Raw genomic sequence first — 13,266 nt, 5'->3', positions numbered from 1 at the left:
GCTTACCCACGACTTACAACCACTCACCGATTTACCTTCCTTTACACACACGCGTGTCTGGCAAGATCGCCTCAGCATTACTCAATACTTCCTCACAACGAACCCTGACCCATTTTTCATCTTAAAACCAGGTCTAATTATGGATACGAAAAAACTACTTAAGCACGTGCCCTGGGCATTACTCGGGATCCTCGGCGCTTTCTGTCTGGCGGTTGTCGCATTACGCCGGGGCGAACACGTAAGCGCCCTGTGGATCGTGGTCGCGTCTGTCTCCGTCTATCTGGTGGCGTACCGCTATTACAGCTTGTACATCGCGCAAAAGGTCATGAAACTTGACGAAACGCGCGCCACTCCGGCGGTCATTAACAACGATGGCCTGAACTATGTTCCCACCAACCGCTATGTGCTGTTTGGTCACCACTTTGCCGCGATTGCAGGTGCGGGGCCGCTGGTTGGGCCGGTACTTGCCGCGCAGATGGGTTACCTGCCGGGTACGCTGTGGCTGCTGGCCGGTGTCGTACTGGCGGGCGCGGTACAGGACTTCATGGTGCTGTTTATCTCTTCTCGCCGTAACGGTGCATCTCTGGGTGAGATGATCAAAGAAGAGATGGGTCGCGTACCAGGTACGATCGCCCTGTTCGGTTGCTTCCTGATTATGATCATCATCCTGGCGGTGCTGGCCTTGATCGTGGTGAAAGCGCTGGCCGAAAGCCCGTGGGGCGTCTTCACCGTCTGCTCAACTGTGCCGATTGCCCTGTTCATGGGTATCTACATGCGCTTTATCCGCCCAGGCCGCGTAGGCGAAGTCTCGGTGATTGGTATCGTTCTGCTGGTTGCTTCTATTTACTTTGGCGGCATCATCGCGCACGACCCATACTGGGGCCCGGCGCTGACCTTTAAAGACACCACCATTACCTTCGCACTGATTGGCTACGCGTTTATCTCTGCCCTGCTGCCTGTATGGCTGATCCTGGCTCCGCGTGACTACCTGGCGACCTTCCTGAAAATCGGCGTTATCGTCGGTCTGGCGCTCGGCATTGTGATCCTCAACCCGGATCTGAAAATGCCAGCGGTCACCCAGTACATTGATGGCACAGGTCCACTGTGGAAAGGCGCGCTCTTCCCGTTCCTGTTTATTACCATTGCCTGTGGTGCGGTATCTGGTTTCCACGCTCTGATTGCTTCCGGTACAACACCAAAACTGCTGGCGAACGAAAAAGACGCTCGCCTGATCGGTTACGGCGCAATGCTGATGGAATCCTTCGTCGCAATCATGGCGCTGGTTGCCGCCTCCATTATCGAACCGGGTCTGTACTTTGCGATGAACACCCCACCAGCCGGCTTAGGCATTACCATGCCGAACCTGCATGAGATGGGAGGTGAAAACGCCGCGATGATCATGGCACAGCTGAAAGATGCGAGCGCCCATGCGGCCGCAACCGTCAGCTCCTGGGGCTTTGTGATCTCGCCTGAACAGATCATGCAGACCGCAAAAGACATTGGTGAGCCGTCGGTTCTGAACCGTGCAGGTGGCGCACCAACGCTGGCTGTCGGTATTGCACACGTGTTCCACAAAGTGCTGCCGTGGGCCGATATGGGCTTCTGGTATCACTTCGGTATTCTGTTTGAAGCACTGTTCATCCTGACTGCGCTGGATGCCGGTACGCGTGCTGGCCGCTTCATGCTGCAGGATCTGCTGGGTAACTTCGTACCGTTCCTGAAGAAAACCGACTCTCTGGTGGCTGGCGTGCTGGGCACTGCGGGCTGTGTAGGCCTGTGGGGTTACCTGCTGTATCAGGGCGTAGTTGATCCACTGGGCGGCGTGAAGAGCCTGTGGCCTCTGTTCGGTATCTCTAACCAGATGCTGGCAGCGGTTGCACTGGTACTCGGCACAGTTGTACTGGTGAAAATGAAACGCACCAAATACATCTGGGTTACGGTTGTTCCGGCTCTGTGGCTGCTGCTCTGCACCACCTGGGCACTGGGTCTGAAACTGTTCAGCGCCAACCCGCAACTGGAAGGCTTCTTCTTCATGGCTAACCAGTACAAAGAGAAGATTGCCGCTGGCGGCGGTGACCTGACGGCACAGCAGATTGCGAACATGAACCATATCGTGGTGAACAACTACACCAACGCAGGTTTGAGTATTCTGTTCCTGGTCGTGGTGTACAGCATCATTTTCTACGGCATCAAAACCTGGATTAATGTGCGTAACGCACAAGGTCGTACGGATAAAGAGACACCATACGTGCCTGTTCCGGAAGGCGGCGTGAAGACCTCGTCACACCACTAATCCACAAACCTCACCCTCCCTGTTGAGAGAGGGTTGAGGTGAGGGGAAACAACGCCCGGCGACTCCCCCTCGCCGGGCTTTTTCTTATCAGGATGCGTTATGTTTGGTAACTTAGGCGAAGCAAAAAAATACCTCGGTCAGGCGGCAAAAATGCTGATTGGCATTCCGGACTATGACAACTACGTTGAGCATATGAAGACCAATCATCCGGATAAGCCCTGCATGACCTACAGCGAATTTTTCCGCGAGCGTCAGGAAGCGCGCTACGGCGGAAGTGGAGAAGGCGGCGTACGCTGCTGTTAAAGGAGAGACCATGACACCGATTGCAGTTACCTTACTCACCGGCTTTCTCGGTGCGGGCAAAACGACCCTGCTGCGCCATATTCTCAACGAAAAGCACGGCTTCAAAATCGCCGTCATCGAAAATGAGTTCGGTGAAGTCTCCGTTGATGACCAGCTGATTGGCGACCGCGCAACGCAGATCAAAACCCTTACCAACGGCTGCATCTGCTGCACCCGCTCTAACGAATTAGAGGATGCCCTGCTCGATCTGCTCGACAGTCGCGATCGCGGCGATATTGATTTCGACCGACTGGTGATTGAGTGCACAGGCATGGCCGACCCAGGCCCGATTATCCAGACCTTTTTCTCGCACGACATCCTCTGCCAACGCTATCTGCTGGACGGCGTCATCGCGCTGGTCGATGCCGTTCACGCCGACGAACAGATGAGCCAGTTCACCATCGCCCAGTCTCAGGTGGGCTATGCCGACCGCATCCTGCTGACCAAAACCGATGTCGCAGGCGAGAGTGAACAACTGCGAGAACGCCTGACCCGCATCAATGCTCGCGCGCCGATCTACACCGTGACGTACGGGGATATCGACCTTTCTCAGCTGTTCAACACCAACGGTTTTATGCTGGAAGAAAACGTCACCTCAACGCCGCGTTTTCACTTTATGGCCGACAAGCAAAACGACGTGTCGTCGATTGTGGTCGAGCTGGATTATCCGGTGGATATCAGCGACGTTTCCCGCGTGATGGAAAACCTGCTGCTGTCGTTTGCCGACAAGCTACTGCGCTACAAAGGGATGCTGTGGATCGACGGTGAGCCGAACCGTCTGCTGTTCCAGGGCGTACAGCGCTTGTATAGCGCCGACTGGGACAGACCGTGGGGCGATGAAAAACCGCACAGCACAATGGTGTTTATTGGGATCCAACTGCCGGAAGAAGAGATTCGGGCGGGGTTTGCCGGGTTACGAAAATAGTCGAATATACTGTTTCCCTCTCCCTGTGGGAGAGGGCCAGGGTGATGGCTTCATACAGTGCATCGATCATTCCAGGTATCACAATAGATAATATTCCCTTCCGTATACTTCCTGGTTATCGACTCATAACGTAATTCGAGCGTTTCAAGATGTGTACTGCTCAGTCCATTAGACGAAAGGTATGGTGAAACTGTTGTGAGTTTTACGTTCTCAAGAATGATATTGAAATACTCTGCCTCAGCACCGGACTCCATGATTCGGTACATCTTGATTGTGGCTTTCTTCAGGGTACGGCCTTCACAGATAGCGCGATACAGGAGAGGGGGTCGTTTGATCGAACTCTTTAACTATCACAATCGGACGATGGGCGCGTGTTCCGGTGAGTTTTCCCAGGTTCTGGTCAACAGGGATGGTTACGCCATGAGAGAAGGATTTTAATTCGATAGAGCCTAAACGCCGAGGCATTATACAGCCGCCTGGAATAGGAGAATCATTTTCATCATCGAGCCATAAGTGTGCTGGAGTAGACATACAATATCCTTATTAATGTTTTAAAAAACATTACCGTTGAATTTTCACCATTTTACATAACGAGAAAATATAAAAATCATGAATACGAAGAACAAAGGCACTAACCAAATAGGAGCATCTGAAAAAAACGAGCGAAAATGACTGCGAACAAAATTGTTAGTAGGAAGGGACCATACATTGAAAATAATGATTTGAATAATCTCTTAAAAAAAACACCTAATAAGATTCATCATAAATTATCGAACCATTTTAGCAATAATATAGGCAATACCACGATCCGATATCCACTGTGATTTAAGCGCATTGGCTCGCTCAAACAATGGTTCGATCAGGAAGTACATCATTTCCAGCTCTTGCGCATATAGCGCTGCGTAGTATTCAGGGTAAATAATTTGAAGACGATGTGAACTATCTGCTGCATTCTGAACAACGCCATATATACCCGCTGCCGCGATTCCTCTCAGTGTCCAACCGCCAACCAGTGTGCCGAATTCATACCAACGGCTACGGTCGATGCTGCTGCTAAAGCGAATCCGGCGTTTGTCAGCGAACTGGAAGCTATGTGAACATTCACCGCCATTAACATTTGTTTGATGTGTTCTAACTGCGCAGACGTTTTGTCTTTAAATCTTTCCTCAAAATATATTTTGAGCATTTCATAAACAACATCACCCTGTTGCAAAAGATGCATCACACCTTATGTAAACCGGACATCTTCTGTCTTTTGTCTCTGACAAACATCCTGGTATTCATCGGCAAGCATGACGTGTAATACCGTACTCGCTTTGCGCCAGCACCTATTATCTCAATCTGGTTTGATACCGCCTTATGTACACCTGTTACTGCCTGGTCAAGCTTCAATGCGAGAATGTTATTGGACTGCAAATAACGGATAATGTCATCCCTGTAATACATGGTCACGCCTTGCCATTCATTACATCCGGGAAAAAGTGTATGCATGCTCTGGTGTTGAGTAAATGGAGATTCAGCGTTCTCTTTGAGAGAAGGATCAGAATTTGCGTAGATAAAAGATCGGTTCAAGCAACGCAAAAATCACAATCGCCTTACACAGAAATTTTCCTTTCCCATGGCAATATAAAACAAAGAGGCAGCAAGCATTAGTGCCATCAATACCCATGCACCAGGAATAATTGAGTATATTTTAATCTTTAAAATGTAAATTTACGTTATTATCTGTGACAATAGAAACATTTTTGGAAACTATTAGAACCTTAATTAATTCACTTCCAATCATTATTCCTGCCCCGTTCAGTTTAGGTTTAGCCTGAAAATTAAACTTCGCCTAAACGTTAAAATGTTACCTGTTGACGTCGCAATGAAACAACGTCACCACAACACTATCAAAGCATAAAAATAACAAAAGCAGCATAAAACAGTGACTACAATCACATTTGCAGTCGTAAACATCGCTTGCTAAGGTGTCCTCAGATTAATTTGATGACAAGGCGTACACCATGAAAAAGCTTAATATCCTTCTCCTTTCCGTTTTGACTGCCGTATCGGGCTCTGCCCTCGCGATGGGCGGTAGCATTGAGCAAGGTAAAAACTTCACCAACCTCAATCTGGAAATGGGTAAATCCTCATCTGGCGTCTATGCAGAAAGCAACTGGCTAAAAAACACCCAGGACGGGACGCAAACAGGTGGCGTAGGTGCGGGTTATAACCTTGAAGTGGGCCCGGTGATGCTGAATGCCGGTGCGAAAGCCATCTATATCGGTCCAAAAAAAGGCGATAACGGTGTGGCGTTCCCTATCGGCGGCGGTGTTAACGTGGCACTGACCGACAGCATCCATGTATTCGGTGAAGGCTATGCCGCACCAGAAGGGCTGAATAACAGCGTGAAAAACTACGTTGAAGCCAATGGTGGCGTAAGCTGGACGCCAATTACACCAGTCACCCTGAAAGTGGGTTATCGCCATGTCAGCGTTGATGGCAAAGATGGTCGTCCAAACCACACCCTGATCGATGGCGCTTATGTTGGCGGCGGCGTCTCTTTCTAATCCTGCCCCACGTAATCCACAAAACCTGCCCTCTGGCAGGTTTTTTTATTGCTTTCAGAATGCGCAACAGCACGATTGTGATATAAAAATCAAAAAACGTCTGGACGGGCCGATGACAACACCGCGTGGTATTAATCAGACCTTCACCCGACAATCCGGTTTAGAGCTGCGTAGTACCAGGCAAAGCCGTCAGGCCTACAAATGCCATAGCCATGCCCAGTTGTCGATCGGCGCCATTGTGGAAGGAAAAACACGCTGCGTCTGTAACGGCCAGGAGTACCTTCTTTCGCCTGGTGATATCATCGTGATACCCGCCCATGTCCCGCATAGCTGCAACCCGCATAACGGACACCCCCGCAGCTATCACATGCTTTATATCGAAACCACTCTCCCGCTCGCCCGGCAGGTCATTCGCAGTGAGGCGATTTTCAGACTCTATCTCAACGTCGTGGACACAATGACTCCCTCATCGCTCAACGCGCTGTTGGCCGCTTTTCCCCATCGAGAGCAAGAGGAGGACATATTGCGTCCAACCAGCCAGCAACTGCAACAGACGATACTTTCCAACCTCCTCACCCCGCCGACGCTGGATGAGTTTGCCCGGCGATTTTCGTTACGCAAAGAGACCCTGATACGCACCTTCAGGCAAGACACTGGCCTGACACCCGGAAGTTTTCTTAATATGTCGCGTGTGGAGTACGCCAAAGCACGTCTGCGAGCCGGAGATGATATTGCCGATGTCGGCTATCAGAGCGGTTTTGCCGATCAGAGTCATTTCCATAAAACCTTTGTACGCTATACGGCGGCAACGCCTCGTCAGTACGCTACGGGTCGATCAATATCTGACAATAAATACCCCGCGTAATACCGTAGTGTGACCGCAGATATTCTTCTGAGGTGACTATGGAACTGTTATCGACGCTTTTCCCTTCCACGTTTCTTGCTCTCGCGCTGGCGCATTTTGTTGCCCTGTTAAGTCCGGGGCCCGACTTTTTCCTGCTGACAGGATATGCCGTACGTTACCGACTGCGTGGCAGTATGGGGCTCTGTTTTGGCATTGCGGTGGGCAACGGATTGTATATTTTGCTGGTGGTTATCGGCTGGCAGGTGCTGCGCCAGTTCACCGGGATATTTACCCTGATCGAACTATTAGGGGCACTGTATCTGCTCTGGATTGGCGCGCATCTGGTACGCAGCCCCCCACAAGCTCTGGCGCTCAATGAAACCCATCGGTGCTGCCCTTCGGTGTCCAAACAGATACTGCTCGGACTGGGCTCCGCTCTGCTGAACCCCAAAAATGCGTTGTTCTATCTGGCGCTGATGACGTCGTTATTAGGGCCAGATGTGACACTCCTTCAGAAATCCGTCAGCGGCATCTGGATGGTGATGGCGGTGCTGGTGTGGGATCTCGCCGTGGTGTCACTTATTGGCTTGCCCGCAGTGCAACACAAACTGAGCCACGCCGTGTGGCGGATTGAACGCACAGCAGGCAGTGTGCTGATGGTATTCGGCGGCTGGGTTTTGTGGCGGGTTTTATACACCATCAGTTGACGGCTCTGATTGGCGTATTTGAGATATCCCGTAAACATATTCATTTCGTGAACACTCTGTATTCCTCTACAACCTTTTGCATTTTATCCAGCGCTGCCTCTATCCTTAACCTCATGGACAAAATAGCTGAACTCAAACGCGCCAAGTTGCTGGCACTGTCGCTGCTGCTGATTGCCGCCGCAGCGTTTATCACCACTCTCTTTCTGCCGCAGACCTTCTGGGTGCGCGGCGTCAAGGCCATTGCCGAGGCGGCGATGGTCGGCGCCCTGGCGGACTGGTTTGCCGTGGTGGCCTTGTTTCGCCGGGTTCCGATCCCGTTCATTTCACGCCATACGGCGATTATCCCGCGTAATAAAGATCGGATCGGTGACAATCTCGGCCAGTTCGTGCAGGAGAAGTTTCTCGATACTCAGTCACTGGTGGCACTCATTCGTCGTTATGAACCGGCAAAGATGATGGGCCACTGGTTCAGCCAGCCTGAAAACGCTCAGCGCGTTGGGCAGCACCTGATTCAGGTGATGAGCGGTTTTCTGGAGCTGACCGATGACGGGCGTATTCAGCGTTTGCTAAAACGCGCGGTGCATCAGGCTATCGATAAGGTCGACTTCACCGAAACCAGCGCGGTGATGCTGGAAAGCATGACCAAAAATAACCGTCATCAGGTACTGCTGGACGCCATCATCAACCGTTTGATTACACTTATTCAGCGAGAAAGTACGCGAGATTTCATCGCCACACAGATTGTTCACTGGCTTGAGACGGAACACCCGCGCAAGGCGATGGTGCTGCCGACGGAATGGCTGGGCGATCAGAGTGCGGAGATGGTCGCGAAGGCGGTGAATACTCTGCTGGATGACATCAGCCACGACCGTACTCACCAGATCCGCAAGGCGTTCGACAACGCCACGCTGAAGCTTATCGACAGCCTGAAGAACGACCCTGACATGGCGGCGAAAGCTGAGAACATCAAACACTATCTGAAGAATGACGAAGCGTTTAACCGCTATCTGGGGGAGATGTGGACCGACCTGCGCCAGTGGCTGAAAGCGGATATGCAGAACGACGATTCACGCGTGAAGCAGCGCATCGCCCGGGCCGGATTGTGGTTTGGTGAAACGCTGACGAACGATGCCAGCCTGCGGACGTCGCTGAACGAGCATCTGGAGCAAGCTGCACACCGCGTCGCACCGGGCTTTGCCGCATTTCTTACCCGCCACATCAGTGACACGGTGAAAGGCTGGGATGCGAACGATATGTCGCGCCAGATTGAGCTGAACATCGGTAAAGACCTGCAGTTCATCCGCGTTAACGGTACGCTGGTCGGCGGGACGATCGGTTTGATCCTGTTTTTACTCTCACAGCTGCCCGCCGTACTGCACATTTAATCCTCTTTTGGCGGCGCAATGACGTAACGCGTCGCCTCAAAGCCGTTGAGGATCAAATGCACTAAAAAGACCAGGGTCAGCGTCGCCACCAGCGCAAACGTCACGGAGGTGATCCGGTACAGATCGCTGAACACCAGGTCGCTATCCGGGTGCATGTTTTGCCCGAACATAATGCCGATGGTGGTAATACTCGCAAACCCAACGCCCGCGCCGACTTTCTCCATGACATGCAGACGCGCGCCAAACGCCAGCCCCAGCCCAATCAGCGGCATCATCAGCAGCATATGACTGCTGTGATCGTACAACACCAGTTGCACCACCAGAATGTACAGGCAACCCAGCACCACACCGACCACACGCCAGATTGAGCTCATCACCGAACCGCGGTAATGCATCGGAAACAAAATCAAAATTCCGGCCATCAGCGCTGACAGCGAATCACTTAAATCACTGAGCTGAAAAACCACGAAGATGAGCGTTGCGACTGTACCAGAGAGCAGCGACTCATGGCGCACCCGGGCCGCGTCTTTCTCAATCAGTGGTGGGGGGTTACGCGGCTCAACGTCCGGCAGCAGGTAGTTCATCAACGCACTTAAACAGACGGCCATAACGCTGGCTTCGATATTGGAAAACAGCAGCGTATGCCAGTTCGTGGTGGGGTAGCTCATAAAGTTGAGCATCACGCTCTGACACACCACGCCCATCGAACCAAACAGAAACAACGGTCCCTGGCTCATAAAGCGAAAACGCATCACGTACAGGGCAAACACCACCAGCGTCATGATCAACGGCCATTGCGACAAATAGCCGATAATAATCACCATTTCGACGCAATTTAGTGATGCACTGAACACGAACTGCTTCGCCACATGGCGGTTGAATACCGGAACCAGCGACAACAGCATGATGGGGTACACCACATAAAAGACGCCGTAGCTGGTGTTGTAAAAGCTCGATACGCTAAGCGCAATCATCCCGGCAAAGACAATGCGCAGCGTCTGGCGAAAGTCATTTGCCGTATAAACGATGTTGCCGTGCGGGGTAAACACCCGCGCCAGAGTATTAATAGACATGATCAATAGACATAGTGCAGCAGGCTGACGAGATGGATTTGCAGCCTGGAAAAGAAACGCGCAAACGGCCCTTCACTGTTGTAGAGCTGCACCGTCGCACGTGCTCCGCCAGGCAAATGCTTCGGCAGTGCCTCATCCAGTGCCACATGGATCCGCATACGCTGAGCGTCGCGCACCCAACGGTTAGACGTCTCAGGTTCAGAGAGTTCGCCATTCACCGCTTCCTGACCGGCCAGGATACCTGCATCGCTGCTGGTAACATGCGCGCGGAAAACCTGCCCTGGGAAGGCGTCAAATACCACGGCGGCATCAGTTCCCTGATGAGTATGACGCAGGCTTTTCTCACGGAAATCGGCCACGATATCGGTCTGATTATTCACCAGTGCCAGCGCGGCAGAGCCCGACGAGGCGTAAAAACCGGGGCTTAACTGCAGGTTACTGACCGTCCCGTCAGCTTCCGCGTAGACTTTCGTCCAGCTGAGGTTCAGTTGGGCATCATCCAGAGCATTACGGTATTTTTGCAGCGTTACGTTGCGGTGCTCCTCGCGCTCTCCGCGCTGAATACGCAGGTTGTGAATGTTCGCCTTCAGCGAACTCACAGACTGCTCGCTGCTCTGCCAGGTGGTACGGACTTTATCCAGATCCGCCTGTGAGACATTTTGCAGAGTACTGAGCTTCTGGTAACGGTCAAAAGTCACCTTGTCGTTACGGGCGGTTAATTGCGCCGTTTTCAGGCTGGCCTGCGCAGCGGTAATTTGAGCGTCAAGCTGGTCGTTAGAAAGACGAGCCTGCTCAAGGGCGATTTGCGCGGCTTCAACTTTGTTGCGAAACGGCGTGTCATCAAGTTCAAACAGCAGATCGCCTTTCTTCACCTGACTGTTGTTCTGTACGTGTACCGCAGCGACATAGCCCGCCACGCGTGCAGAGACCGGTGTCACGACGCGCATCACGGTGGAATCCGGGGTCAGCGGGATCCAGATATCCGCGACGATAAAATAGACAAACATCAGCAGGAAAGAGGCAATACTCACCCTTACCCAGCGGGCAAACTTTTGTTCAGGAGTCATTATTTTTCGGTCTTGTTGTCTTCTTCGCGGATTGTCCGCAAATTGCAGGCGAATTGATTCAATGTGGCACTGAAAATCTCAAGATGCTCAGGCGCGATATTCTGTGACACCCGCGCCTGAAAGGTTTCTATCACCTGGGTGAGCGTCTTGAGTATGGCGTTCCCTTTGGGTGTCAACGCCAGCAGCCGGATGCGCTTGTCATAAGGCGATGTGGTACGCAGTAAATATCCCTGCTTTTCCAGTTGGGTGAGCGTACGCATCAGCGGCGGCAGTTCAATGCCCTGCACTTCCGCCAGTTCGCTTACCGAAACATTATCGCCCAGTTGCTGAAGCTGCATCATCACCGTCCAGCTCGACTGGGTTAACCCGGTATCGAGAATGGCATCGTCAATCACCGCACGCCACTGACGCACGATCATCGCCATCCGCATGCCCATTGGCCGGCGGCTAAACAGATCGTTTTCACTCATGGGAAATCCTCTCGTATCACGCGGCAAAGATAATAGTTATCAGGGTAAGTATCAAGAAACGAGAAAGGAAAGAGCAGGAATTGTGAAAGGGACAACGGTGTCACCGGGCATGTTTCAGCCCGTAAAGTGCCTGACGATAGCGACTCTTCCGGAAGCCGTCACCACCACCTCCCGAAAACCCGCCACGCGCTGGATCCATCCTTTGCTTTCGAGATGAATGAAAAGCGCCGCCCCTGCTTCCCCCCCCAGATGAAACCGCCGTTCACTCCAGTCCAGACAGGCGCAGCAGGCCTTACGGCGGGGTTTGTCGCTGAGAGAGATCCCCGCGCGCAGGAACGCCTCGCGCCCACGCGGAGTTAACGAGGAGCCATCCGGTTCCAGCCAGCCATCCGCCTGCATAAACTCGTAGATTTCTACAGCAACCGAACCTGCCAGATGATCGTAACAGGTGCGGGCTTCGCGCATCGTTTTTGGTGCTGTGGTTTCTGGTGGAGTGATTCGGCTCCACGACAACCCCATCATTTGCTCCACGAGTTCCGCCACGTCATGCCCCGCCAGGCGATAGTAACGATGGCGTCCCTGGGAAAGGCAGGTGATCAATTTACCGTCCACCAGCCGGGTAAGGTGACCGCTGGCGGTCGAGGGCGCTACATCCGCGGCGGCGCTTAGTTCTGTGGCCGTCCACGCCCGCCCGTCCATTAAGGCGCAGAGCATTTTGACGCGCGACGGGTCGGCCATTGCGGAGGCAACCGCCGCGACTGCCTGTTCCAGCGCGGTGTTATCCGCTGTGAGTTGGCGCGTTTTCAGCATCGGTGATCCACTGTCGGGTGATCTCAGCCGCCAGAGTATCATTATCTGTCAGCAGAATGAGATGGTTCGCGTGATCGCTGTATTGCGCAAGGATAGACACCCCCTGTGAGGCCAGCGCAGCGGCTATTTCCCCCAACTCACCCGGACGCTCCTGCTTCAGCTTGCGGATCAGTGGCTTACTGACAGATTGCACGTTAAAACCGGCTTCGCCCAATACGCGCATGGCCTTGCCGCCTTCTGCAACCAGGAAGTGTGCGTTGACACCAAACACACCGCCGCCCTCCAGCCCTACGCCATGACACCCGAGCAGTTGACCAAACCGGGCCAGCTCACCGGGCGTCTCCCTGAAAATTACATGAATGTCATACATGGGCATGGCCTCCGTTTTCGGAGCAATACTCCCGCACCACCTTCGCCACCCGAATGTGGTAAAACGCAAAAATCGATTCTCGTCCTTCGGCCTGAGCCGCTTTATGGAACACATTCTGCTTCCAGTTGCGGATGGCGTCTTCATCTCGCCACCAGGAGAGCGAGAGGATTTTGCCGTCGGTCGTCAGGCTCTGAAAACGCTCAATATCAATAAAACCGTCAATATCCGCCAGCAGCGGTTTTAGCCCGGCAGCGAGTTGCAGGTAACGCGCCTGGTGTTCAGGTTCGGCTTTAGCTTCGAAAAGGACTGCGATCATGGTTGTCTCTCCGTTGTGAGGTTCAGGAGAGCATGAAGGAAGGTAAGATGCGATGCTTCGGTGAGGAGCGAAATGTTTTTGTCTTATCACCATAGCTTAACTCGCTATCAAT

At 52.6% G+C, this 13,266-nt stretch carries 13 protein-coding genes and 2 pseudogenes; 7 read left to right on the top strand and 8 right to left on the bottom strand.

Annotation, left to right across the window (positions count from 1 at the left end; translation table 11 throughout):
- The first annotated feature begins 139 nt into the window (after window positions 1-139).
- The 3 genes from GF617_RS18320 to yjiA all read left to right on the top strand — a co-directional run bounded on the left by GF617_RS18320 (window position 140) and on the right by yjiA (window position 3,560).
- Complete coding sequence (locus tag GF617_RS18320) at window positions 140-2,293, top strand: carbon starvation CstA family protein (protein ID WP_181622113.1); 2,154 nt, start codon at window positions 140-142, stop codon at window positions 2,291-2,293.
- Between the two features lie 99 nt (window positions 2,294-2,392).
- Window positions 2,393-2,596 (top strand): YbdD/YjiX family protein, encoded by a 204-nt coding sequence (locus GF617_RS18315; protein ID WP_181622112.1) that lies wholly within the window; start codon window positions 2,393-2,395, stop codon window positions 2,594-2,596.
- A gap of 10 nt (window positions 2,597-2,606) precedes the next feature.
- The gene (yjiA, locus tag GF617_RS18310) at window positions 2,607-3,560 is read left to right on the top strand and encodes a GTPase (protein WP_203452216.1); all 954 of its coding nucleotides are present in this window, start codon (window positions 2,607-2,609) and stop codon (window positions 3,558-3,560) included.
- 50 nt (window positions 3,561-3,610) lie between these two features.
- On the opposite strand, the pseudogene GF617_RS18305 reads toward yjiA, so the two are convergent.
- A pseudogene (locus tag GF617_RS18305) lies at window positions 3,611-4,091 on the bottom strand (Hcp family type VI secretion system effector).
- Window positions 4,092-4,327: 236 nt separating this feature from the next.
- Window positions 4,328-5,006: pseudogene (locus tag GF617_RS18300) on the bottom strand (hypothetical protein).
- Between the two features lie 560 nt (window positions 5,007-5,566).
- Here GF617_RS18300 and GF617_RS18295 point away from each other — a divergent pair.
- The 4 genes from GF617_RS18295 to GF617_RS18280 all read left to right on the top strand — a co-directional run bounded on the left by GF617_RS18295 (window position 5,567) and on the right by GF617_RS18280 (window position 9,048).
- The gene (locus GF617_RS18295) at window positions 5,567-6,112 is read left to right on the top strand and encodes a YfaZ family outer membrane protein (RefSeq protein WP_181622110.1); all 546 of its coding nucleotides are present in this window, start codon (window positions 5,567-5,569) and stop codon (window positions 6,110-6,112) included.
- A gap of 112 nt (window positions 6,113-6,224) precedes the next feature.
- Window positions 6,225-6,977 carry an AraC family transcriptional regulator gene (locus GF617_RS18290; RefSeq protein WP_203452215.1) on the top strand — a complete coding sequence of 251 codons (753 nt, stop codon included), beginning with the start codon at window positions 6,225-6,227 and terminating at the stop codon, window positions 6,975-6,977.
- A gap of 38 nt (window positions 6,978-7,015) precedes the next feature.
- Window positions 7,016-7,663 carry a LysE family translocator gene (locus GF617_RS18285; RefSeq protein ID WP_203452214.1) on the top strand — a complete coding sequence of 216 codons (648 nt, stop codon included), beginning with the start codon at window positions 7,016-7,018 and terminating at the stop codon, window positions 7,661-7,663.
- Window positions 7,664-7,776: 113 nt separating this feature from the next.
- Window positions 7,777-9,048: a DUF445 domain-containing protein gene (locus tag GF617_RS18280; RefSeq protein ID WP_203452213.1), complete on the top strand. Its 1,272-nt coding sequence runs from the start codon at window positions 7,777-7,779 to the stop codon at window positions 9,046-9,048.
- On the opposite strand, the gene GF617_RS18275 is transcribed toward GF617_RS18280, so the two are convergent.
- The 6 genes from GF617_RS18275 to GF617_RS18250 all read right to left on the bottom strand — a co-directional run bounded on the left by GF617_RS18275 (window position 9,045) and on the right by GF617_RS18250 (window position 13,154).
- Window positions 9,045-10,121 (bottom strand): DUF2955 domain-containing protein, encoded by a 1,077-nt coding sequence (locus tag GF617_RS18275; RefSeq protein ID WP_203452212.1) that lies wholly within the window; start codon window positions 10,119-10,121, stop codon window positions 9,045-9,047. The genes GF617_RS18280 and GF617_RS18275 overlap by 4 nt on opposite strands.
- A gap of 2 nt (window positions 10,122-10,123) precedes the next feature.
- Window positions 10,124-11,191 (bottom strand): HlyD family secretion protein, encoded by a 1,068-nt coding sequence (locus GF617_RS18270; protein ID WP_181623677.1) that lies wholly within the window; start codon window positions 11,189-11,191, stop codon window positions 10,124-10,126.
- The gene (locus tag GF617_RS18265) at window positions 11,188-11,658 is read right to left on the bottom strand and encodes a MarR family winged helix-turn-helix transcriptional regulator (RefSeq protein ID WP_181622105.1); all 471 of its coding nucleotides are present in this window, start codon (window positions 11,656-11,658) and stop codon (window positions 11,188-11,190) included. Before GF617_RS18265 ends, GF617_RS18270 begins: the two co-directional genes overlap by 4 nt.
- A 114-nt stretch (window positions 11,659-11,772) precedes the next feature.
- Window positions 11,773-12,468, bottom strand: coding sequence for a helix-turn-helix transcriptional regulator (locus tag GF617_RS18260; RefSeq protein WP_203452211.1), 696 nt, complete (start codon window positions 12,466-12,468; stop codon window positions 11,773-11,775).
- Window positions 12,437-12,838: an amino acid-binding protein gene (locus GF617_RS18255; protein WP_203452210.1), complete on the bottom strand. Its 402-nt coding sequence runs from the start codon at window positions 12,836-12,838 to the stop codon at window positions 12,437-12,439. Before GF617_RS18255 ends, GF617_RS18260 begins: the two co-directional genes overlap by 32 nt.
- On the bottom strand, window positions 12,831-13,154 hold the full coding sequence (locus GF617_RS18250; protein WP_181622102.1) for an antibiotic biosynthesis monooxygenase: 324 nt from the start codon (window positions 13,152-13,154) through the stop codon (window positions 12,831-12,833). Before GF617_RS18250 ends, GF617_RS18255 begins: the two co-directional genes overlap by 8 nt.
- Between the last annotated feature and the right edge of the window lie 112 nt (window positions 13,155-13,266).

Source organism: Lelliottia sp. RWM.1 (assembly GCF_016859735.1).
In the GTDB taxonomy this organism is placed as follows: domain Bacteria; phylum Pseudomonadota; class Gammaproteobacteria; order Enterobacterales; family Enterobacteriaceae; genus Enterobacter.
Note: the sequence above shows the minus strand (reverse complement) of the source record. Positions and strands in the feature narration are given on the sequence as shown.

Bases quoted from the DNA above. Each gene is read 5' to 3' on its own strand.
- GF617_RS18320 (WP_181622113.1), top strand. From the start codon at position 140: ATGGATACGAAAAAACTACTTAAGCACGTGCCCTGGGCATTACTCGGG.
- GF617_RS18315 (WP_181622112.1), top strand. From the start codon at position 2,393: ATGTTTGGTAACTTAGGCGAAGCAAAAAAATACCTCGGTCAGGCGGCA.
- yjiA (WP_203452216.1), top strand. From the start codon at position 2,607: ATGACACCGATTGCAGTTACCTTACTCACCGGCTTTCTCGGTGCGGGC.
- GF617_RS18295 (WP_181622110.1), top strand. From the start codon at position 5,567: ATGAAAAAGCTTAATATCCTTCTCCTTTCCGTTTTGACTGCCGTATCG.
- GF617_RS18290 (WP_203452215.1), top strand. From the start codon at position 6,225: ATGACAACACCGCGTGGTATTAATCAGACCTTCACCCGACAATCCGGT.
- GF617_RS18285 (WP_203452214.1), top strand. From the start codon at position 7,016: ATGGAACTGTTATCGACGCTTTTCCCTTCCACGTTTCTTGCTCTCGCG.
- GF617_RS18280 (WP_203452213.1), top strand. From the start codon at position 7,777: ATGGACAAAATAGCTGAACTCAAACGCGCCAAGTTGCTGGCACTGTCG.
- GF617_RS18275 (WP_203452212.1), bottom strand. From the start codon at position 10,121: ATGTCTATTAATACTCTGGCGCGGGTGTTTACCCCGCACGGCAACATC.
- GF617_RS18265 (WP_181622105.1), bottom strand. From the start codon at position 11,658: ATGAGTGAAAACGATCTGTTTAGCCGCCGGCCAATGGGCATGCGGATG.
- GF617_RS18260 (WP_203452211.1), bottom strand. From the start codon at position 12,468: ATGCTGAAAACGCGCCAACTCACAGCGGATAACACCGCGCTGGAACAG.
- GF617_RS18255 (WP_203452210.1), bottom strand. From the start codon at position 12,838: ATGTATGACATTCATGTAATTTTCAGGGAGACGCCCGGTGAGCTGGCC.
- GF617_RS18250 (WP_181622102.1), bottom strand. From the start codon at position 13,154: ATGATCGCAGTCCTTTTCGAAGCTAAAGCCGAACCTGAACACCAGGCG.